The organism is Mesorhizobium onobrychidis, assembly GCF_024707545.1.
Taxonomy (GTDB): domain Bacteria; phylum Pseudomonadota; class Alphaproteobacteria; order Rhizobiales; family Rhizobiaceae; genus Mesorhizobium; species Mesorhizobium onobrychidis.
This window is the reverse complement of record NZ_CP062229.1, coordinates 2,918,289-2,944,829: the sequence shown is the minus strand read 5'-3', so window position 1 is coordinate 2,944,829 and position 26,541 is coordinate 2,918,289. Positions and strand designations below refer to the sequence as shown.

The following is a 26,541-nucleotide window of genomic DNA, read 5'->3' as shown; positions in this document are numbered from 1 at the left end:
GCGCAAAAATGGTACCGGCATGATCGAGTTTCGCGGCGTCAACAAATGGTTCGGCCCGCTCAATGTGCTGAAGGATATCACGCTCAGCGTCGAGCCGCGCGAAGTGGTCGTCGTCTGCGGCCCGAGCGGCTCGGGCAAGAGCACCTTGATCCGCTGCATCAACGGTCTGGAGACGATCCGCGACGGCGACCTGGTGGTCGACGGCCAGCGCCTCGGTGGCCCCGCCACCAACATGACGCGGCTGCGCACCGAGATCGGCTTCGTCTTCCAGTCGTTCAACCTCTATCCGCACAAGACCGCGCTCGAGAACGTGACGCTGGCGCCTATCCATGTGCGCAAGATCCCACGCGCTGAAGCCGAAAAGGCCGGGCGCGAGCTGCTCGCCAAGGTCGGCCTTGCCGACAAGGTCAACGCCTATCCGGCGCAACTCTCAGGCGGCCAGCAGCAGCGCGTGGCGATCGCCCGCTGCCTCGGCATGCGCCCCAAAATCATGCTGTTCGACGAGCCGACCTCGGCGCTCGACCCCGAGATGATCTCGGAAGTGCTCGACGTCATGGTCGCGGTGGCCGAGGAAGGCATGACCATGATGGTGGTGACCCACGAAATGGGCTTTGCCCGCAAGGTCGCCCAGCGCGTGGTGTTCATGGATGCCGGCGCCATCGTCGAGAGCGGCACGCCCGACGAGTTCTTCTCGTATCCCAAGACCGACCGCAGCCGCGCCTTCCTGAGCAAGATCCTGCGGCATTAGGATTGCCGGAAGCGAAGGTTCGCCGCCTGAAGCCTTGCAAGGCTATTTCACCTTGATGACAACCTTGCCCTTGGCGCGGCCCTGCTCGATGTAGGCCAAGGCCTCATTGGTCTGCTCAAGCGGGAAGACGCGATCTATAACCGGGCGGATGACGCCCGTTTCGATGAGAGACGTGATCTTGGTCAACTGCTCCCCATTGGCCGCCATGAACAGGAACGAATATCGGACACCTGCGCGTTTGGCTCGCCTCCTGACGCCGGCGCTCAAAAGGCGCAAGACTAGTCTCAGCACCATGCTCAGACCCTTCTCCCTGGCAAACTCGGGATCGGGCGGACCGGAGATCGAAACGGCAACGCCACCTGGCTTCAACACACGCAGCGACTTTTCGAGCGTCTTGTTGTCCTGGCTGTTCAGGACGACATCGTAGCCCGAAAGGACTTTCTCGAAGTCATCCTTCTTGTAGTCGATGACGACATCGGCGCCCAGATTCCTGACCATATCCATGTTGGACGCGCTTGTTGTCGTGGCGACCGTCGCGCCGAGGTGCTTTGCCAATTGAATGGCGAATGTCCCCACTCCGCCGGAACCAGCCTGAATGAAGACCTTCTGTCCTTTCTTCAGCTTCGCTCTTTCAACCAGCGCCTGCCAAGCGGTCAGCCCGACCAGGGGAATGGACGCAGCCTCTTCCATGCTGAGGTTCTTCGGCTTCAGGGCCACGTCCGCATCGTTTATGGCGATGTACTCGGCGAAAGCCCCGACCCGACCATCGCGCGGTCGCGCGTAGACCTCGTCGCCCGGCTTAAACTGTCGGACTTTCGACCCGACGCGAATGACAGTTCCGGCCATGTCATGGCCTGCAACGAAGGGCGGGCGATAAGGCAGGATGAGTTTGAATTCTCCGTCCCTGATCTTGGAGTCCAGCAGATTGAGACTGGCGGCATGGATCTGCACCAGCACGTCATTCTCCCTGACTTCCGGCTCCGGAACTTCTCCAAGCCGGAGGCGAGCGTTCTTTGCGTATCGATCGACGATGAAGGCCTTCATTGTAGCTTTCCCAAATTGAGGAGACCCGGGGTGCCATCTCCGATGCGTCGCCCTATTGCATTACGATCACTTAATGATAATATGATCGTAATGCAATAGCTGATCGAAGGGGAAAAACATGCGCTACGAGAAGGGCAGGAAGGACGCATCGCGGCAGCGGATCGTGGATGTGGCGACCGAACGGTTTCGCTCCGACGGCATCGCTGCATCAGGTCTCGCCGGCATCATGGGCGAGGCGGGACTGACCAATGGAGCTTTCTATCCCCATTTTCCGTCTAAGGCGGCGCTTGTGCGTGAGAGCGTTGCGGCCGCCCTGGAGGTTCAGGCGACCCAGATTCAGGAACTATTGGCCACCGGTGGCCCGTCAATGGCCATCGACGCGTATCTGTCAGCGGAACACCGAGACAACCCTGGCAAAGGTTGCGCTTCAGCCGCGCTATTGCCCGAAATTGCGCGTGAGCCGGTCGAGACGCGCCAAGTTTACGCCGAACACCTGCTCAAGCTCGTACGCCAGGTGGCGGCCGAACTTACGCCCGACGCTCGCGACCCCGAAGGTGTCGCGTTCGGCGTCTTCGCGACCCTGATAGGCACGCTTGAGCTGTCCCGCGCGGTGAACGGAACCGAACTGTCCGATCGCATTCTTGAGGCAGGCGCGGTGGCGGCGAAGGCGCTGCTCCAGCCCCGCGAGAACGACAAGCCAGAAGAAAGGAAACCATCATGAACGTGCATCATCTGTCGCGACCTGCCGCGATCGTCAAACACAGGGACGTGCCGACGAAAACGGTCGACGTCGGCGGTACGAAATTCGCCTACCGGGAGCTCGGGCCCACAACCGGGATACCGGTGATCTTTCTTACCCATCTGAGTGCGGTTCTAGACAATTGGGATCCCCGGGTCGTCGACGGCATTGCCGCAAAGCGGCATGTTATCACCTTCGATAACCGTGGTGTTGGTGCATCAGGCGGGTCCACTCCCAACACGGTGGAGGCGATGGCCCGCGACGCGATCGCCTTCGTCCGGGCCCTCGGTTTCGAGCAGGTCGATCTGCTCGGCCTGTCTCTTGGCGGCTTCATCGCCCAGGCGATTGTTCAGCTGGAGCCTAATCTGGTTCGCAAGATCATCCTCGCGGGAACCGGCCCAGCCGGGGGTACCGGCATCGATAGGGTGACGTTCGTCACCATCTTCGACATGATCCGCGCCGCGCTGACCATCAAGGACCCAAAGAACTACCTCTTCTTCACCCGAAGCCCCAACGGCAAGAAGGCGGCGCGCGAGTTTCTGCAGCGATTGAAGGAACGGACCAATGACCGCGACAAGCCCATCGCGCTCGGCGCCTTCAACCAGCAGCTCAAGGCGGTCCGTGCCTTTGGCCAGGAGCGCCCTGCCGACCTGTCGCGTATCCGGCACCCGGTCCTCGTGGTGAATGGCGATCACGACAGAATGGTGCCCACCAGCAATTCCGTCGACATGGCACGGCGCTTTCCCAATGCCGAGCTGGTCCTGTACGAGGACGGCGGGCATACGGCCATTTTCCAGTATCACGGCGCCTTCGTGGAAAAGGCCCTGGACTTCCTTGAGGCCTAGCGCATCGGCCCGAAAATCGGAATCGATTTTCGGAAAGCACGATGCATAGATTCAGAAGTGCTAGAGCGTACTTTGTGCGTCCAAGTGGACGCACGTCGCTCTAGCGCGGCCCGCTTGGTCCGATCCATCGGGTGACGACCAGCTGCCGTCTGCAAATGCAAGCTTGAACGCCTGCAGGGCGAGCCGACTTCCGAAACGGCGCATGAGTTGGCCGGTGGCTCGTGAACGCTTAGGGTCGAACGTTCAGAGTGATTGGATTTTGACGTTAAAACGTCACCCTGCCGTGGCCGGCGTCTTCAGCCGAACGTCGCCAGAGGCTCAGTGCGGACCTCGCCCCACTGGCAGCGTCGGCTGTGGTGATAGAAGACAGGAAGCGCGGCGGGAACGAGCTCGGCGAAAGCCGCTCACCGGGATGGCGACCAGACCGGGCTGGCGGACGGTGAGGAACTACCGGACGGAACGATTGCGACCGGCGGTGCCGCGCTGGGCGAGGAACCCAAGCTTATTGTGTATCCGCATGCGCTCTCAGCTCTGCCCTCTTCTCGTCGGAGACGACGGCGAGGTCGAGCACCTTCTGCAGTTCGGCGGCATGGTGGAATGACGGTTCGGCCTGCACGCCGTTGCGCACCGCATCGACAAAGCGCTGGTAGTTGGTCGGCACCGTTCCGGCATCGAGAACCTGCCATTTGGCGTTCTCAATGTTCTCGCCCATGCACGCTTTCAGCTCCGAGCCGGTCAGATTGTGCACGACTTCGATGCCGCCCTTGTCGCCATAGATGCGCAGCCGCAATTCATTGAGATGACCTGTGGCCCAGCGGCTGGCATGGACGACGCCGAAGGCGCCGTTGCTGAAATCCAGCGCCATGGTGAAACTGTCGTTTGCGTCGAGTTCGTACTCGCCGATCCGGTTGCCGGGCGCCTTGTCGAATGACCTGAGGCGGCAGAACACATGATCGATGTCGAGCGCGGCGCCATAGCTGGCGAAATCGAGGATGTGGATGCCGACGTCGCCCAGCACGCCATTGGAGCCGTGGCCGCGCGACAGTCGCCACAGCCATTTCGGATCGGTGCGCCAGTCGCCCCAGAATTTGGAAACCAGCCAGCTCTGCAGATAGGACGCCTCGACATGCCTGATCTGCCCGATCTCGCCGGCAAGCACCATGGCGCGCGCCTTCTGCAGCGGGGCGACGTTGCGATAGGTCAAGTTGACCATGTTGATGATGCCGGCCTGCTGTGCGGCATCGGCCATCTCGCTGGCCCTCTGGTAATTTTCGGCCAGCGGTTTTTCGCACAGCACCGGCTTGCCTGCCGCGACCAGCATCATGGTGGTCGGATGGTGGATACGATCCGGCGTCACGTTCGCCACTGCGTCGAACTTGTCCCATGCGAGCGCGTCTTCCAGCGACGCGAACCGGTTGGGGATACCGTAGCTGTCCGAAAACTTGTCGACACGCGCGCGGTCGAGATCGACGGCGCCGATCAGTTCGACGCCCTCGATCTTGCTGAACTGCCTGGCGTGCTCTTCAGCCATCCAGCCGGTGCCGAGTATCAGGAGACGCATGATTCTTATCCTTAGGATGAGGCTTTATCTTCTTATTCGACCGTGGATTTTCCGAACCGAAGGTTCGGGATCATGGTCTAGCGATAGCCGGCTTCGCCCTCGGCATGGAGTTTTCCGCCGCGCTCGACGATCGGCTCGAGCGCCTTTTCCACCGGCACGTTCGGCGCATCGAGGATGGCTGGATGCGAGCCCTGCGGGTTGTGCGCCCATTTCACCGCATTGCGCAGCACCTTTTGGACATTCGCGTCGTGATAGGTCGGATAGGTCTCGTGACCTGGCCTGAAATAGAAGATGTTGCCGGCGCCGCGGCGATAGGTCAGCCCCGACCGGAACACTTCGCCGCCCTGGAACCAGGAGATGAACACCGTTTCCAGCGGCTCCGGCACGGCGAACTGCTCGCCATACATCTCCTCGTTCTCGAGCTCGAAATACTCGCCGATCCCGGCAGCGATCGGGTGGTTGGGGCTCGTCACCCAGAGCCGCTCGCGCTCGCCCGCCTCGCGCCATTTCAGCGTGCAGGGCGTGCCCATCAGCGTCTTGAAGATCTTCGAGAAATGGCCAGAATGAAGGACGATCAGCCCCATGCCTTCCCAAACGCGGCGCGCCACGCGCTCGACGACTTCGTCGGCGACGGCGCCATGGTCCTTGTGTCCCCACCACATGAGCACATCGGTTTGCGCCAAACGGTCGGCCGGCAGGCCATGTTCCGGCTGTTCGAGCGTCGCCCACGATACGGAAATTTCGGGGTCGAGCTTCAGGGCGTCGGCGATCGTCGCGTGCATGCCCTCGGGGTAGATCCCCGCGACCACCTCGTTGGTCCGCTCATGGATATTCTCGCCCCAAACGACAGCGCGTATAGTCATGACATCCTCTCGATTGGTTGAAGCCGCCGCCTCGGTCCGGTCAGTCATAGTATCCTCGGCCGCGAATGAAAACGTTTTCGAGGCTGGCTGCTGACAATTGGGTGGAAATCCGGCGATGTCGGCGGGACAGCGCCCCCTTCTGTCCTGCCCTCTTTGCCACCACTTGGCATCTCCCCCACTTGGGGGGAGATTGGATGTCACGCCGGCTTCGCAAATCACCAACGTTGTAGGAATGAGCGGAGCGTGGAAGCTGCCGATCTCCCCCCTTGTGGGGGAGATGTCCGGCAGGACAGAGGGGGCGCGAAGGATCGCTACAGAACGGCTTATTTCTACGCCGCCACAGATGGGTCAGGCGGCCGCGCCCTTCCGACGCAACCTGCATCAGCGGCTTGGTTAACCGCGCACGACGAGACGCTTGATCTTGCCCTTCTTGAAGGCGGCGAGGAAGCGGGCATAGTCCTTGAAGACGACGCAGCCATTCGACTCCGCGCGGCCGCCGCGCAGCAGATAGGTGTGCGCAAGAAAGCCGTCGCGGCCATATTTGTTTTTGCCGTCGATGGGAGTGAGACGCAGCGCCTCGACGCCATGGAAGCGCGATTCGCGCAGCCTCAAATCGTAGGTGTGAGGCGGCGTCGGGCCGCCATTCTTCCGGTTGGCGTAGCGCGGCTGGTCGACCATCGAGCCCAGTCCCGAATGCGCCTCGAGCCGCGAGCCGTCCGGCATATAGACGCTCTTCGCCGAGATGTCGTAGACGGCGACGCCGCTGCCGGGCTTGGTGAACAGGTTACGGAAGGCCCCGCCGCCCGTCGGGCTGTCGGGCTTGGCATAGGCCATCATGTCTGCGGCCTTCGACCGCTTGGCCGGCTTGCCCTGGCTGCCTTGCATGCCCTGGCTGCCCTGCATGCCCTGGCTGCCCTGCATGCCCTGGCTGCCCTGCATGCCCTGGCTGCCTTGCATGCTTGGTATCGCCGCCGGTGACGAACTCCTCGGTGACAAGGCTGGCGCCCGGGGCGTATCGACCTGCGGAGCGTCGGCGGTCTGCATCTTGTTGGCTTTGGATGGCTGAGACTGGGCCTTGGCGGCCTTCGATGCCTGGACCTTGGGCGCTTTGATCTTGGGTGCGTCGACCTTGGGTGCGTCGACCTTGGGTGCGTCGACCTCGGGCGCCTCGTCTGACTGATCGATTTCCGCATGCGGGCGAAAGGTCGGCAAGGGAACACTGTCGGGCATCTCGTCCTGCGGCGGCAGCGAAGCCATCTGCACCTCGCCCTCTTGCGGGACAGCAGGGTCGGCTGTCGCCACGTCCGGTAGCACATCGATCATCTGTTCCGGCAATGCATTCGCTAATGCCAGCGCCAGACGCGAGGATCGTTCGATCTCAGCGATCTCCGGCCCGAAGCGCACCGAGGCCGGGCCGTTCTGATCGGGCAGGCGCACCGGCTCCGCAAAGCGCCCGGCCGCCGGAAGGCTGGCGACCGCAAAAGGGGCGGTCGCGCTGGAAGCTCGGGCAAAGGCAGCGGCAAGCTTTTGCGGCGACAGCGCGGCTTTCGCCACCACGCTGTCGAAACGCGCTTGCGGCGAGATTTCTGCGACAACCGGCACGGTATTCGCCTTCGCTAACGGCTTGAGACGCGCCATTTTGCCTTCATGCACGAAGCTCGCGGCAGCGTGCGCGCAGCCGGCATCACATCGGGTGAGCAGCGACGCCTGACGCTGCCGGCTGGCCGCCAGCGACGGCGCCCATGAACTGGCCCATGAATTGGCCGATGAATTGGCAAGCGTGCGCTGGGGATCGGCGAGCGCGATGGTGCGCGGCGCGAGCAGGCTTGGCGGAAGACTGTTGGAGGCGGCGGTGAGCGAGGTTCCCATCGAATGGAGGCCGGCCACGGTCGCCACCGACCACAGAGCGATCGCCACGCCAACAATGGGAATCGCGGCCCAGCGCAGGCCGGGCCTCATCAAAGTCAATCGAGAATCAGGATTGTCACCCCGGTTTTTCAAACGCACAAACACCATACAACCAACCTCAATCGGCCTCGCGGCATGCGGGGCTCGCAGCCGTCACAATCACAGTCGCCTAGTGCCCCCTGCACGCTTCGCGTCTGTTGCCGATTGATTCAAAAGATGGACAAACTTGGTTAACCAATCCCTCTACCGATCGCCGATTGGGCGAAGGTCGATATCAAAAAAGCTCCCTCCACAAGTATGAAAATGGCGGAAATGCCCGCCGTATCAGGCTTTGCTGCCCGTTTTTGCCGGCCGAGTCAAGAAACCGAAAGGACTAGACCTTGCCTGGGCGGGCGTCAGCTGAAGGCCGTTTCGGGATAAAGGCATCGCATCACCCGTGATCGTCTGCACGCAGGCTGCGCTGCCGGCCGTCTTGCCAGCGCATGATCCGAAAATGAAGCCCGCGTCCTCCGTCGGAGGCGCGGGCCTTTGTCATGCGCGCGCGCGCCTATGCGGCGCGCAGGCTTTCCACCGACCGCAAGTTCTGGTTCATGCGGAACAGGTTCAGCGGGTCATAACGCTGCTTGATTTCCAGAAGCCGTCGATAGTTGCCGCCATAGGCTGCTTCGACCCGGTCGACCTCGTCCTCGGGCATGAAGTTCACATAGGCCGTGCCGGCGGCATAGGGCCTGGCCGCCTCGTAAACACCGCGCGCCCAGTCGATGCAGGCGCGGTCCATTTCCGGTTCGCGCCAGCGGGCGTGAACATTCATGACGAAATGCGCGCTGCGTTGCGGAAACGCCGTTGCATCCGCTGTCACGCGGCCCGCGGCACCGCCGATATGAGCGAAGAATATCTCGCATTCCGGCCCCGGAAGCCGGGGTATCGCGGCCGTGACGACCTCGATCGCGCTGTCGGAAAGCTCGGTGAAGTCATGGCTCTTCCAATAGTTGCGGGCGCCGGGCGTCAGCAACGGATCGAATGCCTGCTCCCAGCCGGTGAACGGATTAGGGCCGACCACATCGGCAATCGGTGTGCCGATGGCGCGAAGCCTCTGCGTCGCTTTCTCGCCCTCCTGAAGGCCGCCGCAATAGCACATGGCCAGAACCAGCACCTCTTTGCCATGCCATTCGGCCGGCAGGAACGGCAGCGGCGGCGCCTGCCGCATGACCACCCAGCAGGTCAGCTCATTGGGCGCTGCTTCGAGCGCGGCTCGGTATTCCCCCAACACGTTTTCGGCATCGGCGAAGGGATGAACGACAAGCCCCGACAGCACCTGCGGACCGACTTGGTGGAGCTTGAACTCGAAAGCCGTGACGACACCGAAATTGCCGCCGCCACCGCGCAGCGCCCAGAACAGGTCCGGATTTTCGGTCTGGCTGGCGCGCAGCAGCTTGCCGTCGGCGGTAACCACATCGGCGCAGAGAAGATTGTCGATGGTCAGGCCGAATTTCCGCGTGATCCAGCCGAAGCCGCCGCCCAGCGTCAGCCCTGAAATGCCGGTGGTCGAGTTGATGCCGATCGGCACCGCCAATCCGAAGGCCTGTGTTTCCGCGTCGACATCGGCGAGCGTCGCGCCAGGTTCCACCCATGCCCGCCGCGTCGCCGGATCGACCCGCACCGATCTCATCGGCGACAGATCGATCATCAGGCCGCCATCGCAGACAGCGCTGCCGGCGATGTTGTGGCCACCGCCGCGAACCGCGACGAGCAGCCTGTTTTCCCTAGCAAAATTGACGGCGGCGATAACGTCGGCGGCGCCGGCGCAGCGCAAGATCAGCCCGGGCCGCCGGTCGATCATGGCATTCCAGATGCTGCGTGCGTCGTCATAAGCGGCGTCGCCCTCCTTCAGCACAGTGCCGCGCAATTGTGCCGAAAGCGCGTCCAGGGCCGCGGCATCGACCGTCGTCTTGCCGCGATCAAGCGTGGTGAGGCTCATGCTATCCATGGCTTTCCTCCCGATTGTTTTTGGGCCGTTTTTCCCTCCACCCGTTTCGAAGTGTGCCCTTATGTTAGAAGACGCGCAAGTTCCTAGTCGCTTGCTGAGCGGTGTTGCCCAACCCGCCTAATGGTTAGCTCTCTTTGAGACTAAGGACTGGGTAAAAAGCCCCGCCGGTAGGCCAAGCCGAGATGGGTGCTGGATCGCCGTAAGGCGGTCTCCGCCGGTTCGATCGAGGAACTACGCAGCGGTCCGCGGAGTTAGGCGTATGAGCAACCAATGCAGAGGAGAACTCTGATGGCACCGCGCAGAAAACCCGACGATCCGCCCGAAGGCCCGACCATCGAACAGCAGGATTGGGACGCGATCAAAGGCGGCAAAATTCTACCGGACAGCGTGCCGGGAAACGGCGACATCCGCTACGACGTCGAGAAGGAGGCTGAACTGCCCGAGGAAGACGACGACAATCCGTACCAGGAAAGTGACGAGGCGCTGCCGGACGACGAAGAGGAACGCGCCATCTCGCGCAACCCCTCGAAGCAAGATATCGACGAGCCGTGAACGGCGGCATTCAACAGCGCGCCTAGCCGGCCCGTTTCGGGTGCGCTCCAAATTCCGTGAAAGTTCCTCCAGCGACAGAAAAGACCCCGCGGGGAGGAAGCGCGGGGCCTTTGTCCGAACGCCGTGCGAACGGCTTTCATAGTCGCTGGAGTAGAACGACTGCGCTTCCAACCATGGCCGGCGGATCTTGTTCCATCGAAACCGAAAAAAGACGGCGCCCGTTTGCCGTTTTCGCCAGCATTGCTGCCCAGCGTTGCTGCTTGATCGCCATAGGGCTCAACCCTTCGATCACGATTTCTGTCTGGCGGAACAACTCCAAAAAACGCTCGTTGGATATTTATCACAATCAGCGATGCAACTCGAATTGGAGACCGACCATGATGAAGAAAATTCTTTCCGCAACCGCACTCAGCATCGCCCTTGCCACTTCGGCGATGGCGCAATCAAACGGTACCGGTTCCGGCACCGGCGATCCGGGAGCAAGCACCGGCTCTGGGACTGGCACCATGGCTCCCGGCACCGATAATGCAACTCCTGCCGATCCAAACGTAACCGGTTCAACAACCATAGGCTCCGACGGCTTGGGTGACCGGTGCAAGGAAACCGCGGGTGCCGACGCGGATACAAACTCCGCCAGTGGCACTGCAACTTCGGACATGGAGAACTGCCCGAAGTGACGGAGCTTAGCACTTGTTGAGGAATACCTTGGTTTGCCCATGACGCGCCGCACCACTTCTTATACAAAGCCGGGCACCGGCTTTGTCTTGCCGCTCAGTTGCGCGCCCAATGTCAGTGCCTGCGGGAAATTCCGGACAATTGCCGCCATCAAGGTGGCGCTACCGGGGCTAAGGGCAATCCCTGCAAGTGCTGCAGCTGCGTAGACCCGCGTCGAAAACAGTCTTTTCCAGGCCGCCTCATAGCGTTTGCCGGCAGCCTCGCGCCCTGCACGGCCGTCTGGCGCGGATGCGAGTTCCGAGGCCAGCAGCCAGCCGGACTGAAGCGCCATCGAGATGCCCTCGGCGATGATCGGATGAGACTCTCCGGCTGCATTGCCGACGCGGAAGATGTCCCGTTCGTAGCAGGAGCGAATTCCCGGCCGGATCGGACCTGCGGCAAGCCATGCACCGTCAGCGTGAGCTGACTCCAGGGCATCCCTGACACCCCGGCACGATTCCATCAGATGACGGCAGACCGCATCGGCGGCCGACACGCGGCTCTGGTGTTTGGGGCCATGGTGTGTGCGTAACCGCGCGAGCATATCGCGCCGGATGCAGCACGAGATCGACAACCGGCCATGATCGGCCGAGACCATGCCGCCATAGCCGCCCGGGAACGCCAGCAGAGGCATCAAATCAGGCGCCAGGGACGACCCGGTGAAATGCGCCTTGAAGCCGAGCAGGTCCGACGGGCGGTTGGTCTTTCCGGGCTGGCTGGGCAGCGGTCCTGGTTCCCAGGAGCCGTGTGCGGCTACAATCACCGGCGCACGCAACATCGTCGTTTCGTTTCCGGCTTGAATTCGCACCATTTGCATCTCGCCATCCCGATCGATGGCGACGGCGCGGCAAGGCTGAAAGATTTCAACGCCGGCCGATCGCGCCGACTGCAAAAGCAGACAGTCGAGAATGTCCCGGCCAAGCGCCCGGCCGAAGCCATCTTTTGCGCAGTGCCCGTCGTTTGCACGAGGCCCATCTTTTGCGTGAGGCATTGGCGCCTCGACACAGGTCTCGCCGGAAAAGAAGCCGACACGACGGATTTCGGGGCCGGCATTGGCACGCCACGCTTCACCGATCTCCAGCTGGTCCAGAAGCGCAAGATTGCTTGCCGACATGTATTCGCCGCAGACCTTGCGACGCGGGAACGCGCTCTTTTCCACAATAGCCACGGCCCATCCGCGCCGGGCCAGCGTGAGCGCGACGGATGTGCCCGCCGGGCCGGCGCCTATGATGATCGCGTCGTGGGTCGATAATCGCGCCATACGTCATCACCCAGCGCTGGCACCGACGAAAATGTGGGAAAAAAGGCCGGCGCGCCGTTCCTCGACCGGTTTGCCGTTTGCCGCAAGCCAGAGACCGGAAAGCTCGCTGCCGCGAAAGCCGGCACGCACACTTTGAGCCGCGTCGTTTCGGGTGACGTCATTGGCGCCGATTGCCGGAAGGAGACGGGTCGCGGCCAACGCCAGTTTCGTGCGCAGCGGCTCTGTCGCCAACAGCAACGGGGCCTTCGGCGCCATCAGCGAAAACAGACGCACGACCTCGGCATCGTTGAAATGATGCAGAAACAGATTGACGGTGATCGCGTCGAACCGCGTGCCGTCATTCTTTCTTGCCCAGTCGAAGACATCGGCGGTGACGCCTTCGACCGTCCATCCCAGCCTGTCAAAATCACCACGCAATTGCGCGGTGATGAGGTCGACGCGGTCGAGCATCACCAGCTCGACCTCAGGCCAATGCCCGGCTATGCGCCGCGCTACCGCCAGCATGAACCTGCCATCGCCAGCGCCGATCTCCAGAATCCGGCGTGGCGGCTTTGGCACAAATTTCCTGAGCAGCGACGCCATGATCTTCGCCTGAAACATCAGCGCGTTGATCCGACGGAGGTCACGGCGCGCGGCAAGCGCGCGCGGATCGTCGCCCGCAAGTCCGTCGAGGATTTCCGGCTCAAGCTGCCGGTGCTCCAGGCCACTCATGACACCGTTCGAAAAAGCATGGTTTCGGCCGTCAGCCCGGGTCCGAACGACATGCCGCAGCCGAGCAGGCCTGGTGGCGCCTTCAACATCTCTTTCATCACAAACATGACGGTCGCAGACGACATGTTTCCATACCGGCGCAACACCTCGCGCGATGGCGCCAGCGCGGTGGGTGCAAGTTTCAGTGCCTTTTCGACGGCGTCGAGAACCGAACGTCCACCCGGGTGCACGGCCCAGAGGTCGATCGCCTCGGTCGGCCGGCCGCCGAGGATGGCGTCGCGGTTGCTCTGCAACGCTTCATGAATCGCTGCCGGGACCTGGCCGGAAAGAACCATTTCGAAACCGTGGTCGCGAATGCTCCAGCTCATCAGTTCCCGCCTTTCGTCCGCCACGATACAGTGAAAGCTATCGAGCTCGATGCCGTGCGGTTCGGCGGTGACGAGCGCGGCCGCACAGCCGTCGCCCCAGAGGCAGAACGACAGCAGCTTTTCCAGTTCGCTGGTTTCCCGCAGATGCATCGTGCAAAGTTCGATATTGACCAGCAGGACCTTGGCGTGTGGGTCGGAGCGGACGATGTGGCGGGCAAGCTTGAGGCCGTTGATCGCCGCGTAGCAACCCATGAAACCGATCATCGTGCGTTCGACCCTGTCCGGCACGCCGCATCGCGTAACCAGCTCCAGGTCGATGCCCGGCGCTACAAAACCGGTGCAGGTGGTAACGATGAGATGGGTGATGCGGGAAGCGCCATCACCAAGCTCCAATCCGTCGACGCCTTTTTTCGCCAGAGCAGGTGCGGCATCTCCGAACATTGCCATTCTCTCGGCCGTTCCTGGAAAGGCGCCCCGGATGAACCTCCCGGCTAGATCTGCTGATAGTCCTTCGGGGTCGCCGGCAGGTGCAAAACAGGAATAGCGGTGCTCGATGCCGGCAAGGTCAGCCATGCGTTTGAAAATTCTTCGGCGATCGGCCGCAAGCATGGAGGCCGCGAAACGCAGATAGAATTGATGAACCTCGTATTCCGGCACCGCTGTCGCGATCCGGTTGATATACGCTTTGGCCGGCATATTCTGTCTCCTCGGCGTCGTGCAAGGTATAATCTAGGGCCACCGCCGAGGTTGATTGCTCATCGGCACCAGATGTTGGACATCAGGCTTTGAGTGTTGTTCGATGAACGTTTCTGAAAACGGATTTCGTCCCGCGATTCAAGCATGTGCTGTTGCCAGGCAGGCAGCTCGAACTGTCGGGCGGCTGCAGCGGCGCATCCTAAGTTGCCGCGCCGGGTTGACCTTCCAGTAACAGGAAGGTTTACTTTTCAGCCGAGCAAGGAGATTTCATCATGAACATTGGCATCGCATCCGAAAAATCCGGGCTGCCGTCCAAGACGATACGCTACTACGAGGACATCGGGCTTTTGCGCCCGGCCCGGACGGACAATGGCTATCGTGATTATTCGATGGCAGACATCCACCGCCTCCGGTTTCTGCAGCGGTCGCGCAGCCTGGGTTTTTCGGTCGACGAGTGCCGCCAGTTGCTGTCGCTCTATCAAGACAAGGACCGCGAGAGCGCCGATGTCAAGACTATCGCCGAAGCCAAGCTGGTGGAGATCGACAGGAAGATCGCCGAACTCGTGGGATTGCGCGGCCTGCTTCATCATTTGGTCGAGCACTGCCATGGCGACGAGCGGCCGGACTGCCCGATCATCGACGAACTGGCGGGAGAAGGCATGGTTCAGTGAAATGGACCGCCGCCGTGATGCTGTCGCTTGCCTGCGCCTCCGCAGTGATGGCCGCGGCCGGACCTGACCCAATCGTCGCGACGCGCCAGTCTTCGATGAAGGAGATGGCCGCCGCCGCGAAAACCATCGCCGGGATGTTCGATGACAAGCTGGCCTATGACGCCGCGGCGTTCAAGGCCGCGGCCGAGACCATCCGCGCCCGCACCGGCCCTACGCTTATTGCGGAATTTCCCAGCGCGACATTGGGCGCGCCTTCGGGCGCCAAGTTGCAAATTGATCAAGCCCGTTCGGAATTCGAGGCGCTGGCCCGTCACATCGGGATGCTGGCCACCACGCTGGCCGCCAAGGCCGAGCGGGCGCCCGCCAGCATTACCGACGACATGAGGATGGGTTCCGGCCCGGCGATGGGCGGCGGCAGCCTGCTTGGCAAGCGGCCGGCAGCGGCGGAAGCCGATCCTGCCAAGGTTCCTGCCGAGCACCTCCTGCATCTTATCCTGCAGGATTGCTCAAGCTGTCATTCGAAATTTCGGCAAAAAAGCCCTGTGATCGCCGACTGAGCGCGAGATCTGTTGCAGAACCCGGATGGCTCGTTGGCCGGTGCGTGCGGCGCTGATTGACGCTGCGGCGCCTTTTCTTCATTGTCCTGTTGCTGCCTGCTCCGAGGTTCAGCAATGAAGCGCAGTCTCGCTTTCGGTGTGATTGTCGGCACTGTGATTGCCGTCGTGGGCCTGCTGGGCGGCGCCGCACTTTTGATTGCTGGTCAGTCCAGAGTTTCGCAAGACGCAATCCAGTCGTCGGTTACCCGCACCCCTGAATTGATCGACAGCGCCTGGAAGCTGCCGGTGGCTGCTACGTTCAATGCCGACGTCACATGGCAATCAAACGGGTCGCGGTGCGGCCCGGCAAGCGTTGCAAACACATTCCGCTCTATCGGCGAGGAGGAGACAAGCGAAGCCGAAGTCCTCGCGGGAACGGGAAAGTGCTGGACAGGCTTTTGCATTATCGGGCTCACGCTGGATGAGCTGGCCGAAGTCGCTCAAACGAACACCAGGCGGAAGGTCTCCGTGCTTCGGAATCTGAGCGCCGATGCGTTTCGCGAGCACATGAAGCGCGCTAACGATCCCGGCCGCCGTTACATCGTCAACTTTACCCGTGAGAAGATCTTCGGCGCCGGCGCTGGCCATTTTTCCCCGGTCGGAGGGTATCTGGAGGCCGAGGACATGGTCTTCGTCCTCGATGTAAATGAGGACTACAAGCCCTGGCTGATCGAGCGAAAGCGCCTGTTCTCAGCCATGGACACAATCGATAGCGATGGCGACAAAAAGCGCGGCTTGCTGCTGATCGAGTAGCACTGTCCGCAAAGAGTTGCAGACCGCCAATGAGCGCGGTGCCTCTCGGTGCGGGCGCCGAGGCCGAGCTTGAGGAATTTCGTACGTATCTGGAAGCGATTGCCTTGCCTTCAATCGACGAGCACAGCGACCACGGCGGTGCAGTCACCCGCCTTGACCAGTCCGGGAAAATGCCGCGCGGCCAATAGACCCGACATCGTCGCCCTGATCTCCTGAGGTGCGGCACCGGTGCGGCCGATGGAGTGGATGCGCGCCAGGACCTGGCCCTCTTCGACCGGCTCGCCCAGATCGATCATCGTCTCGATCATCCCGTCGTCCTCGGCGAATGAGAAGCAATCGCCCGACGGCATGTCCAGCCAGCGGGTCGGCTGCATCTCGACCGCACCGGCGACAATGCCGGCATGGCGCAGCACATTGAGCACGCCGCGACGCGCGATCCGCACCGTTTCGGCGCGGGAAGTCCCACCGCCGCCAAGCTCGGTTGTGATGAACAGCTTGCCCATCTCTTCGGCGGCAGTGTCGAACATGCCGACCGCATCGATTTCCAGCATCTTCATCGACCACGGCGCCGAGAATGCTTCGACCGCCGCGAACCCCTTCGCTTCCAGCACCTTGTCGGGCCGGATATGGGCGGCGCAGAACGGCACGAAGTCGAGCGTCTTGCCGCCGGAATGGAAGTCGAGCGCGATGTCGGTGCGCGGCAGCAGTTCGCGCTGGAAGTAATCCGCGATCTTCTCGGTCACCGTACCGTCGGGCCGGCCGGGAAAGCTGCGGTTGAGATTGCCCTTGTCGATCGGCGAGGTGCGGGTGCCGGCACGGAAGGCCGGATAGTTCATCGCCGGCACGATAATCACCGTGCCGCTGACTTGCTTCGGATCGAGCGTGCGGGCGAGATCGTAAAGCGCCAGCGGCCCCTCATATTCGTCGCCATGATTGCCGCCGGTGAGCAATGCGCTCGGCCCGCTGCCGTTGCGGATCACGCAGATCGGGATCATCACCGATCCCCAGGCGGAATCGTCACGGCTATAGGGCAGTCGCAGGAACCCGTGCTGCACGCCGTCGCGTTCGAAATCGACGGTCGGCGTAATCGGTGATGGGCGGAGGTGGGGCATCGGGCTCAATCCTTCACCACCAGTTTACGCGGCACATTGGCCAGGCACTCGACCCCTGTCTCGGTGATCAGGATGGATTCGGTGATCTCGAGCCCCATCGTCTCCAGCCACAGGCCGGTCATGAAATGGAAGGTCATGCCCGGCTTCAGCTCGGTGCGGTCGCCGGGGCGCAGGCTCATCGTGCGCTCGCCCCAATCCGGCGGATAGGAAAGCCCGATCGGATAGCCGGTGCGGTTGTCCTTGACGATGCCGTATTTCTTCAGCACCGCGAAGAAGGCGTTGGCGATGTCTTCGCATGTATTGCCGGGCTTTGCCGCCGCAAGCCCGGCCTCCATACCTTCCAGCGTCGCCTTTTCGGCATCGAGGAATTCCTGCGTGGGTTTACCAAGGAACACAGTCCGGGAAAGAGGACAATGGTAGCGGTTATAGCAGCCGGCGATCTCGAAGAAGGTGCCCTCGCCCGAATTCATCGGCCTGTCGTCCCAGGTCAGATGCGGCGCCGACGCATCGGCACCCGACGGCAGCAGCGGTACGATCGCCGGATAGTCGCCGCCAATCTTTCCCTCTGGCCCGTCGACACCGCGGGTGCCGGCATCATAAATCTCGGCGACCAGGTCGCATTTGCGCATGCCGACCTCGATCTTGTCGACGATGCGCTGGTGCATCACTTCCACGATGCGGGCGGCTTTGCGCATATAATCGATCTCGGTCGGGCTCTTCACCGCGCGCTGCCAGTTGACGAGTGCAGTGGCGTCGACGAAGCGGGCGCTGGGCATGTGTTTCTGCAGCGACGCGAAGGCAGCGGCCGAGAACCAGTAATTGTCCATCTCGACGCCGATGCTGAGCTTGCCCCAGCCGCGATCGGCCAGTACCTGCGAGAGAAAATCCATCGGGTGGCGCTCGGTCGACTGCACATAGTGGTCGGCATAGCCGACGATGTTGTCGTGCGCGAGATAGGCGGTGCGCTTGGCACCGTTGGCGTCCTGGCCGCGCCCGTACCACACCGGTTCGCCCGACGGCGGCACGATGACGGCCTGGTGCACGTAGAACGACCAGCCGTCATAGCCGGTCAGCCAGGCCATATTGGACGGATCGCTGACAACAAGGAGATCGACACCCTTGGCCTCCATGGCCTTCCGTGTCTTGGCGAGGCGCTCCGCATATTCGCCGCGCGAGAATTTCAAATTAGGCTGCATTGTTCTTGGTCCTCGTTTGTTGGGCCTCGCGGCCGGCATCAGCTTTCGAAAATCGTACCCGTCTTGGCCGCCCGGGCACGGTCGCGGGCGAGCGTGGCGATCGCCGTGTCCTGCACGCCGGTGCCGGAGAGGTCGGCGATGGTGATGTCGCTGTCCGAACGCCGGCCATGTCTTTCGCCGGCGATGATCTGGCCGAGCTCGGTAATCTCGGCATCGGCCGCCATCACGCCCGCCGCGATGGCATGATGCAGCTCGCCCAGCAGCCGCGTCTGTTTCGCGCTGTCGGCGACGTAGAGATCGGCCATGCGCAGGATCGCCGGCGCGATCTCGTTCTTGTGCTCGGCGTCCGAGCCCATAGCGGTGATGTGCTGGCCGGCAGAGACGAAGCCGGCTTTGATCAGCGGCTCGGTCGACGGCGTAGTGGTGACGATGATGTCGGCGCCGGCCGCCGCCGTGGCCGCGTCGGGCTCGGCGCGCACGACGATGCCCAGCTTTTCGCGCAATGCATCCGCCGCGGCTTCGGCCTTCGCGGCATCCCTCGCCCAGATCCGCGCCTCGGCGATCGGCCGCACCAGCATAAGGGCCTCGAGCTGCAGCCCGGCCTGGACGCCGGCGCCGAAGATCGCGGCGACAGAGGAGTCGGTTCGCGAAAGATGTTTCGCCGCGACCGCTCCGGCCGCCGCCGTGCGGACATCGGTAAGATAACCGTTGTCGAGCAGCAGAGCCTCGACCAGCCCTGTTTTTGACGACAGCAGCACCATCATGCCGTTGACGCTGGGCAGGCCGAGCTTCGGATTGTCGAAGAAGCCGGGACTGATCTTGATGGCAAAACCGTCAATCCCTGGCACATAGGCGGTCTTGACGTCGACCTCGCCGCGATGCTCGGGAATGTCGAGCCGCAGGATCGGCGGCATCGCCACCGGCAAGGTGGCAAGCGCTCGGAACGCATTTTCGACGCAGGCGACGGCATCGAGATCGAGCTTCACGATCGCGCGCAGTTCGGCTTCGGTGAGTATCGTCATCCGGCTCATGCTGCGCTCTCCTCAATTGCTTCGCCACAAACGACTTTCCTGTGCAGCGTCATGTCGATGTTGCGGCCCGACAGAATGAGCACAGTGGGGCCGCTCGCCCTGACCTTGCCGGCAAGCACGGCGGCGATGCAAACCGCGCCGGCGCCTTCGACGATCTCGCGCTCCTGTTCATAGGCATGGCGGATACCGGCGGCGATCTCGTCCTCGCTGAGCAGGATAACGTCGTGGAGCAGGTCGCGGCACATCGAGAAGGTCAGCCGGTTGTTGAGGCCGACGCCGCCGCCGAGCGAATCCGCCAGTGTTGGCAGTTCCTCGACCAGCACCGGCCGGCCGGCATCGCGGCTTGCCTTCATCGCCGCACCCCGCGCCATCGAAACGCCGATGACCTTCGTGCCGGGGCTGACGCCCTTTACGGCCGCGGCCACACCCGCCGCCAGCCCGCCGCCGGAAAGCGGCACCAGCACCAGGGCGGCATGCGCAAGCTGTTCGATGAGCTCCAACCCAAGCGTGCCTTGCCCGGCGATGATATCAGGATGATCGAAGGGCGGCAGCATGATCAGCCCCTCTTCCGCGACCAGCCGGTCGACCTCCTGTTGCGCATCGTCCTGGCTGTTGCCGACGATGCGGATCTCGGCGCCAAGCCGGCGGATTTCATCGAGCTTATTCTGCGGCACCAGTCGCGACATGCAGATCGTCGCACGCATGCCTTCGAGTTTTGCCGCATGAGCCAGCGCCCGGCCATGATTGCCGGTCGAGGCGGCGACCACGCCACGCGCCCTCTCCTCAGCGTTCAGCGCAGCGATGGCGTTCGAGGCGCCGCGCAACTTGAAGCTGCCGGTGGTCTGCCGATGTTCGAGCTTGAGATAAACGGGCGCGCCCAAGTGCCCGGAAAGACTCGGGGAAAGCACGGTCGGCGTGCGCTCGACCTTGCCTGCGACGCGCTCGCGCGCCGCGCGGATATCGGAGAGGGTGATGGGCGCAAGCGTCATGGCCTCATTGTCCCAAAGGCAGCGTCATCAGACGGCCGAATTCGGCGCGCGGCTCGTCGTCGCCGCAAAGCCGCAGGCAGTTCCAGGCCGTTGCCTGGTTGCTGGTCACGACCGGACGGCCGATTGCCTCTTCCATGCCGACCACGGCAAGTGCTGCCCGCAGCGCTGTGCAGGAGACGAACAGCGCGTCCGCCTGCGCATCGGTCGCCTCGCGCGCCAGATCGACCAGCAACGCCGGCGCAATCCGCGCCATCTCGCGGTCGTCGTCGAAGCCGAGACAGGTGAAGCTGGCGATCTCGAAACCGTGCGCCGCGAAATAGGCCGCCATCGGCCGGCTGGTCTCGACCGTGTAAGGGGTGAGAATGCTGATCGTCCTGGCGCCCAGCGCCTTCAAGCCGCGCACCCCTGCCATCGGCGGTGTGACCACGGGCACGCCGGGCTTGGCCGCCTGCACCGCCGCCTCGATCTCGGCATCGCCGATGACCACGGAGGCCGAGGTGCAGGAATAGCAGATCGCGTCGAGTGGCTCATCGGGCAGGATGAGCGCGGCGCCCGCCGTCAGCGACGGCTGCATCTTGCGCAAATTGTCCGGCGTCGTCGGATTGGCGTAGGGAATGCGCGCGACATAGACGCCGATCCGGTCGCTTGCCACCATGCGGCGAAAATCCGGTTCGGTCGTATGGTCGGTGGCAAGGATGATCAATCCGATGCGCTTTTCCAGCGGACGCGCGTCGAGCGCCGGCCGTGTCGGCGTCAATCTGATTTCGGGCAAGTGTTCCATGAAAGACTATCTCTCGATCTTGCCGTAGCGGCGTTCCAGCCAGCGCAGCAGCACGACCGAGAATAGGCTGATGACGAGGAAGAAGGCGCCGACCAAAGTCATCGGCTCGACATAGCGGTAATAGGTGTTGGCGACGCTCTTGGCCTGGTTCATCAGTTCCAGCACGGTGATCGCCGACAGCAGCGGGGTCTCCTTGAACATCGCGATGAAATAGTTGGCAAGCGCCGGGATCATCGGCGGAATCGCCTGCGGCATGATGATGTGGGTCCAGGTCTGCCTGGCGTTCAGATTGCAGGCCTTGGCGGCTTCCCATTGGCCGCGCGGCACATTGTCGATACCGGCGCGATAGACCTCGGCCGTGTAGGTGCCGTAATGCAGGCCGAGGCCGATGACGCCGGCCACCAGCGGCGGCAGCAGGATACCGATGTCCGGCAGCACGTAGAAGATGAAGTAGAGCTGCACCAGCAGCGGCGTGCCGCGGATGAACTCGGCGAGGAAGCCGACGGTGCGCGACAAGGCCTTGTTCGGCGAGCGTCGCGCCAGCGCGATGGCCAAGCCGACGATCGCTGCCAGAACCGAGCCGAGCAGCGTCGCCAGGATGGTGATCTTCACGCCCTGGATCAGCGTCGGCATGATCTCCCAGACGAAATTCCAATCCCACTCCATTACAGGGCCCACTTCATCAGACGCGCACACCGTCGAGGCCGCGCGCCATGCGGCGTTCGAGCGAACGCACAACCCAGGAAATGATCAGCGCAAGGGCGAAATAGATGACGAGAATGGTGGTGAACGGCACCAGCGTGTTGCCGGTCTGCGAGCGCACCACCTGCGCCTGGAAGGTCAGGTCGGTGAGCGAGATCAGCGAAACGACGGCGGTGGCCTTGAGCAATTCGATGGCGTTGTTGCCGAAGGTCGGCAGCATGACCAGCAGCGCCTGCGGCAGGATGACATGGCGCATGGCTTGCCAGCGGCCGAGATTGACCGCGATGCAGGCCTCGTACTGTTCGCGGCCGATCGACTGGATGGCGCCGCGCACCACCTCCGCCCCATAGGCGCCGACATTGAGGCCAAGCGCCAGCACGCCGGCCTGCAGCGGCGTCAGCGAAATGCCGATGAAGGGCAGCACGAAATAGGCCCAGAACAGCTGCACGAAGATCGAGGTGCCGCGGAAGAATTCGATATAGGCGGTCGCCAGCGCCCGAACGGCGAAAAAACGCGACAGCCGTCCTAGCCCGGCGAGAAAGGCCAAGATCAGGGCAAGCACCGACCCCATCAGCGTCAGCTCGATGGTAACAAGTGCTCCCTGCAGTATCAGGCCGAAATAGCCGGACCATTGGATCATTGGGCTAAGCTTTTCTCCGCTGGGTGATCATTACAGAATGTCGGCGCTGCCCCTCATCCGCCTGCCGGCACCTTCTCCCCGTTTAGGACGGGGAGAAGGGTGAAGCTCCAGCGTTTGCGCCCCCCTCTCCCCGTTCTTCACGGGGAGAGGGTAAGGGTGAGGGGCAACTTTTTACTTCGCCGAGCAGAGCTTGTCGCGGCTCGTCGACATCGCCGCCGCCGCCGAGAAGCCGTAGGGCTCGATGATCTTGGCGAATTCGCCGGACTCCTTCAGCTTGGCCAGTTCGACGTCATAGGCGTCGCGCAGCGCCTCGTCGCCCTTCTTGAAGGCCGCGCCGTCGCAATAGACCGGCGCACCAACCACCGGGGCGACGACTTCGAGGTTGGGATCGTTGGCCTTCTTGACCAGATCGTTGATTGACAGCACTGGCAGCGAATAGGCGTCGATGCGGCCGTCCTGCAGCATCTTCAAGCCGCTCTGGCCGTCCGGCACGACGATGACGCGGTCGCGCGGCACGCCGGCAGTGAGCGCCAGCTTCTCCTCGGTGCCGCCGCCCGGCGCCCCGATCGTCGCGGTGGCATCCTTGGCGACATCCTCGTAGCTCTTGAAGCCCTTCGGGTTGCCCTTCTTGACCAGCATCGCCTCGGCGTCGCACAGCACTGGCTCCGAATAAGCGACCGCCGCGCAGCGCTCCGGTTTCATGAACAGGCCGGCGGTGACGACGTCGAAACGGCCCGCCTGCAGGCCGGGGATCATGGCGCCATATTCCGAGATCGAGGCGACGATGTCGTTGACGCCGAGGCGCTTGAAGATTTCACGCGCCACGTCGGGCGCCGCACCCGAAACCTTGCCGTCGGCCGCAACCGCCGTATAGGGCGGTTCATTGGCGATGGCGACGCGAGCGAAGCCCTGTGCCTTGAGCTCTTCGAGCTTGCTGTCGTCGGCCGATCCCGCGGTCGAGGCGGCCAGAATCGCGGTCAGTGCAACACCGGCCAGGCCGGCCAGAATGCCAAGTTTCTTCATTGTTCCCAACTCCTTGCTTCTCTTCTTGGTTCGCTTTGGTCGAGACGGCTTCGCCGCCCCTTGAGGACGGCGTTGCCGCCTTGGCATGGCAGTCAGACGCGATGTCCGGCCGCGATGATCTTCTTCAGGAAGCCTTGCGTGCGCTCCTGCTTGGGATTGCGGAAAATCTCGTCGGGCTTGCCTTCTTCGACGATCTTGCCGCGGTCGAAGAACAAAACCCGGTCGGCGAAATCATGGGCAAAACCCATTTCGTGGGTGACGAGCAGCATGGTCATGTCGGTCTCGGAGCAGAGCCGCCACAAAACATTCAGCACCTCCTCGACCAGTTCCGGATCGAGCGCCGATGTCACCTCGTCGAACAGCATGATCCTGGGCTGCAGCGCCAGTGCCCGGGCGATCGCCACACGCTGCTTCTGCCCGCCGGAAAGCTGCGCCGGCATCGCTTTGGCCTTGTCGGCCATGCCGACCATGTCGAGCAGTTCCATCGCCCGCTTTTCGGCGGCGGCGCGCGGCATGCCCTTGGTCAAGATCGGCGCCAGCGTGACGTTGTCTATGACGCTCTTGTGCGGAAACAGGTTGAACAGTTGGAAGACCATGCCGATCTTCTGGCGCATTCTTGCCAGATGCCGTTCGTCGGCGGCCAGCAACTGACCGTTGCGCTCCATGTGATAAAGCTGCTCGCCGTCGATCTGGATGTGGCCGCTGTCGATCCGCTCCAGCGTCATCAGGATGCGCAGGATCGTCGTCTTGCCCGAGCCGGACGGGCCGATCAGCGCAAGCTTCTCGCGCGGCATGACCTGCATCGACAGGCCGTCCAGCACCTTGAAGGTTCCGAAGCTTTTCGAAATGGCGTCGATCTTGATGATGGGCGCGGACAAAGAATTTCCCCGTGCTGGAGAAGCTGTGCCTTAACGATGCGGAACGCGCCAAATCATGTCAATCATGAAAATAAACTCATGACAATGTTTCTGGCTCCGCACAATTTCGCGGCAATGTCTGCCTAGATCGCCAGCAGGAGATGCTCCGGATCGCCGAGCAGAAGTTTGGTCACAACGCTGAGGCCGGCGCGCAGTTCCCCCTCGGTTGTCGAGCCCAGCGAGATCCGAACCGCTGGCTGCCAGGGCGCCGCCGAGATACGGAACGATGTGCCTGGTGCGATCGCCACGCCCTGCAGGCGGGCCTGCGAGACGAAGCTTTCCTCGGCGCGGTCGCCGGGCAGCTGCAGCCACAGATGCAATCCGTCGCGATGGACACGATAGTCGACCCCGGCAAGCACCTGGGCAGCAATCTCCTGCCGCCGCCGCAGCGCCGAACGTTGCCAGCGGACGAGCTCCATCGCCGTGCCGTCGGCCACCCATTTTGTCGCGATCTCGGCCACCAGCGGCGTCGCCATCCAGTTGGAGACGAGATGCCGGTTGGCGACGGCGGCGGCATAGCGGTCGGGCGCCGCGAGATAGCCGATGCGCAGGCCCGGCACCACGATCTTGGTGAAGGAGGTGACGTAGAGCGTACGCTCGGGCGCGAAGGCGGCGACCGGCGGCGGACGGCTCTCGACCAACGGGCCGAGCACGTCGTTCTCGATGATGGCGATGTCGTGCCGGCGCGCCACCGCGGCGATCTGCTCGCGCCGCGCGGCGTCCATAAGCGTTGCGGTCGGGTTGATCACCGAGGGCTGCACGAACACGGCGCGGATGTCGGAAAGCTGGCACGCCTCATCGAGCGCCTCCGGGATCAGACCGTTGTCGTCGATCGGCAAGCCTTCGAGGTTGAAGCCGAGATAGCGCGCCAGCGGGATCAGCGTGTGGTGGCCGATCGCCTCGGTGGCGACGGTCGAACCGGGCGGCGCCACGCTCATCAGCGCCACCGTCATGCCGGCCGTGGCGCCGTTGGTCAGGCTGACGTTCTGCGCAGACACATCGAGACCGCACAGCCGCAGCCATTCGACCGCCACCGCACGGTGGCGCGGAAACACCATGTTCGGCCGGAACGACAGCGCCGAACTCGACGGCAGGTTTTCGGCAAGCCAGCCCAGCGCCTGCTTCAGCCGCTCCAGATGCATCGGCTCGCAGACCGGCTTCAGGATCGAGAGGTCGATGACCTCGCCAAGGCGTTCCGGCAGATAGGGCGGCTCCGGCTCGCGGCGCTGCGTCTGCACGAAGCTGCCGCGGCCGATCTCGCCGGAGACCAGGCCTCGGCGGATCAGTTCCTCATAGGCGCGGCTGACTGTCTGCACCGAAAGCTTCAATTCGTCGGCCAGCCGGCGATGCGTCGGCAGCCGCGCGCCATTGGCCAGCCGCCCATCATGGATGGCGCGCGCGAACTGATCGGCGAGTGATTGATAGGCCGGCCGCCGGATGAGCGCGGGATCTGGACGCCACAATGTCATGACATATTAGAGATCGAAATCAGTGCAATTGACAATCGAAATAATGCGCCGTCATGGTGTCGGGGACGAAAAAGTGGACGCTCATGGCCGCACCGAAACTCGATCAGATCGACCTCAAAATCCTCGACGCGGTCCAGCGCGACGGGCGCATCACCAAGCTGGCGCTCGCCGACAAGGTCGGCCTGTCGCCGACGCCGTGCTGGATGCGGCTGCGCAAGCTGGAAAAGGCCGGCATCGTCTCCGGCTATCACGCCAAGGTTGCGATGCGCGCCGTCGCGCCGGTCGCAACCGTACTGATGGAGGTGACGCTGGCCAGCCACCGCCAGGCCGATTTCGACCGTTTCGAGCGCGTCATCCGCGATATCCCAGAAATCGTCGCCTGCTGGTCGGTGGGCGGCGGCGTCGACTATCTGCTGAAAGTGATGGCGCGCGACATCGACGCCTACCAGCGGTTGGTCGACGCCCTGCTCGAACGCGAGATCGGCATCGACCGCTATTTCACCTACATCGTCACCAAGACGGTGAAGGAGGAGGTCGCCTTGCCGGTGGCGGATCTGTTGCCGGTAGCGCTAGAGAGATCGTCTGCCGGGGCGGGCGAATAGAGACAATCTCTCTCTGGGGACGTGCCGAAACAGCCTCTCTGTCTAGGGTCGCGCGATAATCT

Annotated in this window: 27 protein-coding genes; 9 read left to right on the top strand and 18 right to left on the bottom strand. The window is 62.9% G+C overall.

The window, feature by feature from the left end; genetic code table 11:
- Positions 1-19 precede the first annotated feature (19 nt).
- The gene (locus IHQ72_RS14610) at positions 20-748 is read left to right on the top strand and encodes an amino acid ABC transporter ATP-binding protein (RefSeq protein ID WP_258123069.1); all 729 of its coding nucleotides are present in this window, start codon (positions 20-22) and stop codon (positions 746-748) included.
- Positions 749-790: 42 nt separating this feature from the next.
- Here the strand turns inward: IHQ72_RS14610 and IHQ72_RS14605 are convergent, their stop codons facing one another.
- A complete protein-coding gene (locus IHQ72_RS14605; RefSeq protein ID WP_258123068.1) occupies positions 791-1,792 on the bottom strand; it encodes an NADP-dependent oxidoreductase in 1,002 nt (333 codons plus the stop codon).
- Between the two features lie 118 nt (positions 1,793-1,910).
- Between IHQ72_RS14605 and IHQ72_RS14600 the strand changes: the two genes are divergently transcribed.
- Together IHQ72_RS14600 and IHQ72_RS14595 are read left to right on the top strand one after the other, a co-directional pair.
- Complete coding sequence (locus tag IHQ72_RS14600; RefSeq protein ID WP_258123067.1) at positions 1,911-2,513, top strand: TetR/AcrR family transcriptional regulator; 603 nt, start codon at positions 1,911-1,913, stop codon at positions 2,511-2,513.
- Positions 2,510-3,376 (top strand): alpha/beta fold hydrolase, encoded by an 867-nt coding sequence (locus IHQ72_RS14595; protein WP_258123066.1) that lies wholly within the window; start codon positions 2,510-2,512, stop codon positions 3,374-3,376. Before IHQ72_RS14600 ends, IHQ72_RS14595 begins: the two co-directional genes overlap by 4 nt.
- Positions 3,377-3,878: 502 nt before the next feature.
- Here the strand turns inward: IHQ72_RS14595 and IHQ72_RS14590 are convergent.
- From IHQ72_RS14590 to IHQ72_RS14575, 4 genes are all read right to left on the bottom strand, one after another.
- Positions 3,879-4,937, bottom strand: a complete 1,059-nt coding sequence (locus IHQ72_RS14590) for a Gfo/Idh/MocA family protein (RefSeq protein ID WP_258123065.1) — start codon at positions 4,935-4,937, stop codon at positions 3,879-3,881.
- Positions 4,938-5,014: 77 nt separating this feature from the next.
- The gene (locus IHQ72_RS14585) at positions 5,015-5,800 is read right to left on the bottom strand and encodes a ThuA domain-containing protein (RefSeq protein ID WP_258123836.1); all 786 of its coding nucleotides are present in this window, start codon (positions 5,798-5,800) and stop codon (positions 5,015-5,017) included.
- 393 nt (positions 5,801-6,193) lie between these two features.
- The gene (locus IHQ72_RS14580) at positions 6,194-7,759 is read right to left on the bottom strand and encodes a tlde1 domain-containing protein (protein WP_258123064.1); all 1,566 of its coding nucleotides are present in this window, start codon (positions 7,757-7,759) and stop codon (positions 6,194-6,196) included.
- A gap of 496 nt (positions 7,760-8,255) precedes the next feature.
- Positions 8,256-9,695 (bottom strand): FAD-binding oxidoreductase, encoded by a 1,440-nt coding sequence (locus IHQ72_RS14575; RefSeq protein WP_258123063.1) that lies wholly within the window; start codon positions 9,693-9,695, stop codon positions 8,256-8,258.
- Positions 9,696-9,983: 288 nt separating this feature from the next.
- On the opposite strand from IHQ72_RS14575, the gene IHQ72_RS14570 reads away from it, so the two are divergent.
- Complete coding sequence (locus IHQ72_RS14570) at positions 9,984-10,247, top strand: hypothetical protein (protein WP_258123062.1); 264 nt, start codon at positions 9,984-9,986, stop codon at positions 10,245-10,247.
- Between the two features lie 110 nt (positions 10,248-10,357).
- Complete coding sequence (locus IHQ72_RS14565; RefSeq protein WP_258123061.1) at positions 10,358-10,924, top strand: hypothetical protein; 567 nt, start codon at positions 10,358-10,360, stop codon at positions 10,922-10,924.
- Between the two features lie 59 nt (positions 10,925-10,983).
- Here IHQ72_RS14565 and IHQ72_RS14560 read toward each other — a convergent pair whose 3' ends face one another.
- Genes IHQ72_RS14560 through IHQ72_RS14550 form a run of 3 tightly spaced genes read right to left on the bottom strand, consistent with a single transcriptional unit; the run spans position 10,984 to position 13,997 of the window.
- A complete protein-coding gene (locus tag IHQ72_RS14560; protein WP_258123060.1) occupies positions 10,984-12,222 on the bottom strand; it encodes an NAD(P)/FAD-dependent oxidoreductase in 1,239 nt (412 codons plus the stop codon).
- A gap of 6 nt (positions 12,223-12,228) precedes the next feature.
- On the bottom strand, positions 12,229-12,933 hold the full coding sequence (locus IHQ72_RS14555; RefSeq protein ID WP_258123059.1) for a methyltransferase domain-containing protein: 705 nt from the start codon (positions 12,931-12,933) through the stop codon (positions 12,229-12,231).
- Positions 12,930-13,997 (bottom strand): type III polyketide synthase, encoded by a 1,068-nt coding sequence (locus tag IHQ72_RS14550; protein ID WP_258123058.1) that lies wholly within the window; start codon positions 13,995-13,997, stop codon positions 12,930-12,932. The genes IHQ72_RS14555 and IHQ72_RS14550 overlap by 4 nt, the downstream gene beginning before the upstream one ends.
- 272 nt (positions 13,998-14,269) lie before the next feature.
- On the opposite strand from IHQ72_RS14550, the gene cueR reads away from it, so the two are divergent.
- The 3 genes from cueR to IHQ72_RS14535 all read left to right on the top strand — a co-directional run bounded on the left by cueR (position 14,270) and on the right by IHQ72_RS14535 (position 16,017).
- Positions 14,270-14,668, top strand: coding sequence for a Cu(I)-responsive transcriptional regulator (gene cueR / locus IHQ72_RS14545; protein WP_258123057.1), 399 nt, complete (start codon positions 14,270-14,272; stop codon positions 14,666-14,668).
- A gap of 17 nt (positions 14,669-14,685) precedes the next feature.
- A complete protein-coding gene (locus IHQ72_RS14540) occupies positions 14,686-15,225 on the top strand; it encodes a cytochrome c (protein ID WP_258123056.1) in 540 nt (179 codons plus the stop codon).
- Positions 15,226-15,339: 114 nt separating this feature from the next.
- Positions 15,340-16,017, top strand: coding sequence for a phytochelatin synthase family protein (locus IHQ72_RS14535; RefSeq protein WP_258123055.1), 678 nt, complete (start codon positions 15,340-15,342; stop codon positions 16,015-16,017).
- Positions 16,018-16,127: 110 nt separating this feature from the next.
- Here IHQ72_RS14535 and doeB read toward each other — a convergent pair whose 3' ends face one another.
- The 10 genes from doeB to ehuR all read right to left on the bottom strand — a co-directional run bounded on the left by doeB (position 16,128) and on the right by ehuR (position 25,877).
- Entirely contained in the window at positions 16,128-17,129 is a 1,002-nt protein-coding gene (doeB, locus tag IHQ72_RS14530) for a N(2)-acetyl-L-2,4-diaminobutanoate deacetylase DoeB (protein ID WP_258123054.1), read from the bottom strand.
- Between the two features lie 5 nt (positions 17,130-17,134).
- Complete coding sequence (gene doeA / locus IHQ72_RS14525) at positions 17,135-18,325, bottom strand: ectoine hydrolase DoeA (protein WP_258123053.1); 1,191 nt, start codon at positions 18,323-18,325, stop codon at positions 17,135-17,137.
- Between the two features lie 38 nt (positions 18,326-18,363).
- A complete protein-coding gene (gene eutC, locus IHQ72_RS14520; RefSeq protein WP_258123052.1) occupies positions 18,364-19,356 on the bottom strand; it encodes an ectoine utilization protein EutC in 993 nt (330 codons plus the stop codon).
- Complete coding sequence (gene eutB / locus IHQ72_RS14515) at positions 19,353-20,345, bottom strand: hydroxyectoine utilization dehydratase EutB (protein WP_258123051.1); 993 nt, start codon at positions 20,343-20,345, stop codon at positions 19,353-19,355. Before eutB ends, eutC begins: the two co-directional genes overlap by 4 nt.
- Before the next feature lie 4 nt (positions 20,346-20,349).
- The gene (eutA, locus tag IHQ72_RS14510; RefSeq protein WP_258123050.1) at positions 20,350-21,126 is read right to left on the bottom strand and encodes an ectoine utilization protein EutA; all 777 of its coding nucleotides are present in this window, start codon (positions 21,124-21,126) and stop codon (positions 20,350-20,352) included.
- A gap of 6 nt (positions 21,127-21,132) precedes the next feature.
- Positions 21,133-21,792 (bottom strand): ectoine/hydroxyectoine ABC transporter permease subunit EhuD, encoded by a 660-nt coding sequence (gene ehuD, locus IHQ72_RS14505; protein WP_192363460.1) that lies wholly within the window; start codon positions 21,790-21,792, stop codon positions 21,133-21,135.
- A 16-nt stretch (positions 21,793-21,808) separates the two neighbouring features.
- On the bottom strand, positions 21,809-22,468 hold the full coding sequence (gene ehuC / locus IHQ72_RS14500) for an ectoine/hydroxyectoine ABC transporter permease subunit EhuC (RefSeq protein ID WP_258123049.1): 660 nt from the start codon (positions 22,466-22,468) through the stop codon (positions 21,809-21,811).
- Positions 22,469-22,639: 171 nt separating this feature from the next.
- Positions 22,640-23,491 carry an ectoine/hydroxyectoine ABC transporter substrate-binding protein EhuB gene (gene ehuB / locus IHQ72_RS14495; RefSeq protein WP_095496457.1) on the bottom strand — a complete coding sequence of 284 codons (852 nt, stop codon included), beginning with the start codon at positions 23,489-23,491 and terminating at the stop codon, positions 22,640-22,642.
- A gap of 92 nt (positions 23,492-23,583) precedes the next feature.
- A complete protein-coding gene (gene ehuA / locus IHQ72_RS14490) occupies positions 23,584-24,369 on the bottom strand; it encodes an ectoine/hydroxyectoine ABC transporter ATP-binding protein EhuA (protein WP_292502755.1) in 786 nt (261 codons plus the stop codon).
- Between the two features lie 122 nt (positions 24,370-24,491).
- Complete coding sequence (gene ehuR / locus IHQ72_RS14485) at positions 24,492-25,877, bottom strand: MocR-like ectoine utilization transcription factor EhuR (protein WP_258123048.1); 1,386 nt, start codon at positions 25,875-25,877, stop codon at positions 24,492-24,494.
- Between the two features lie 83 nt (positions 25,878-25,960).
- On the opposite strand from ehuR, the gene IHQ72_RS14480 reads away from it, so the two are divergent.
- The gene (locus IHQ72_RS14480) at positions 25,961-26,479 is read left to right on the top strand and encodes an Lrp/AsnC family transcriptional regulator (protein ID WP_258123047.1); all 519 of its coding nucleotides are present in this window, start codon (positions 25,961-25,963) and stop codon (positions 26,477-26,479) included.
- Positions 26,480-26,541: the final 62 nt, after the last annotated feature.

Bases quoted from the DNA above. Each gene is read 5' to 3' on its own strand.
- IHQ72_RS14610 (WP_258123069.1), top strand. From the start codon at position 20: ATGATCGAGTTTCGCGGCGTCAACAAATGGTTCGGCCCGCTCAATGTG.
- IHQ72_RS14605 (WP_258123068.1), bottom strand. From the start codon at position 1,792: ATGAAGGCCTTCATCGTCGATCGATACGCAAAGAACGCTCGCCTCCGG.
- IHQ72_RS14600 (WP_258123067.1), top strand. From the start codon at position 1,911: ATGCGCTACGAGAAGGGCAGGAAGGACGCATCGCGGCAGCGGATCGTG.
- IHQ72_RS14595 (WP_258123066.1), top strand. From the start codon at position 2,510: ATGAACGTGCATCATCTGTCGCGACCTGCCGCGATCGTCAAACACAGG.
- IHQ72_RS14590 (WP_258123065.1), bottom strand. From the start codon at position 4,937: ATGCGTCTCCTGATACTCGGCACCGGCTGGATGGCTGAAGAGCACGCC.
- IHQ72_RS14585 (WP_258123836.1), bottom strand. From the start codon at position 5,800: ATGACTATACGCGCTGTCGTTTGGGGCGAGAATATCCATGAGCGGACC.
- IHQ72_RS14580 (WP_258123064.1), bottom strand. From the start codon at position 7,759: ATGAGGCCCGGCCTGCGCTGGGCCGCGATTCCCATTGTTGGCGTGGCG.
- IHQ72_RS14575 (WP_258123063.1), bottom strand. From the start codon at position 9,695: ATGGATAGCATGAGCCTCACCACGCTTGATCGCGGCAAGACGACGGTC.
- IHQ72_RS14570 (WP_258123062.1), top strand. From the start codon at position 9,984: ATGGCACCGCGCAGAAAACCCGACGATCCGCCCGAAGGCCCGACCATC.
- IHQ72_RS14560 (WP_258123060.1), bottom strand. From the start codon at position 12,222: ATGGCGCGATTATCGACCCACGACGCGATCATCATAGGCGCCGGCCCG.
- IHQ72_RS14555 (WP_258123059.1), bottom strand. From the start codon at position 12,933: ATGAGTGGCCTGGAGCACCGGCAGCTTGAGCCGGAAATCCTCGACGGA.
- IHQ72_RS14550 (WP_258123058.1), bottom strand. From the start codon at position 13,997: ATGCCGGCCAAAGCGTATATCAACCGGATCGCGACAGCGGTGCCGGAA.
- cueR (WP_258123057.1), top strand. From the start codon at position 14,270: ATGAACATTGGCATCGCATCCGAAAAATCCGGGCTGCCGTCCAAGACG.
- IHQ72_RS14540 (WP_258123056.1), top strand. From the start codon at position 14,686: ATGCTGTCGCTTGCCTGCGCCTCCGCAGTGATGGCCGCGGCCGGACCT.
- IHQ72_RS14535 (WP_258123055.1), top strand. From the start codon at position 15,340: ATGAAGCGCAGTCTCGCTTTCGGTGTGATTGTCGGCACTGTGATTGCC.
- doeB (WP_258123054.1), bottom strand. From the start codon at position 17,129: ATGCCCCACCTCCGCCCATCACCGATTACGCCGACCGTCGATTTCGAA.
- doeA (WP_258123053.1), bottom strand. From the start codon at position 18,325: ATGCAGCCTAATTTGAAATTCTCGCGCGGCGAATATGCGGAGCGCCTC.
- eutC (WP_258123052.1), bottom strand. From the start codon at position 19,356: ATGAGCCGGATGACGATACTCACCGAAGCCGAACTGCGCGCGATCGTG.
- eutB (WP_258123051.1), bottom strand. From the start codon at position 20,345: ATGACGCTTGCGCCCATCACCCTCTCCGATATCCGCGCGGCGCGCGAG.
- eutA (WP_258123050.1), bottom strand. From the start codon at position 21,126: ATGGAACACTTGCCCGAAATCAGATTGACGCCGACACGGCCGGCGCTC.
- ehuD (WP_192363460.1), bottom strand. From the start codon at position 21,792: ATGGAGTGGGATTGGAATTTCGTCTGGGAGATCATGCCGACGCTGATC.
- ehuC (WP_258123049.1), bottom strand. From the start codon at position 22,468: ATGATCCAATGGTCCGGCTATTTCGGCCTGATACTGCAGGGAGCACTT.
- ehuB (WP_095496457.1), bottom strand. From the start codon at position 23,491: ATGAAGAAACTTGGCATTCTGGCCGGCCTGGCCGGTGTTGCACTGACC.
- ehuR (WP_258123048.1), bottom strand. From the start codon at position 25,877: ATGACATTGTGGCGTCCAGATCCCGCGCTCATCCGGCGGCCGGCCTAT.
- IHQ72_RS14480 (WP_258123047.1), top strand. From the start codon at position 25,961: ATGGCCGCACCGAAACTCGATCAGATCGACCTCAAAATCCTCGACGCG.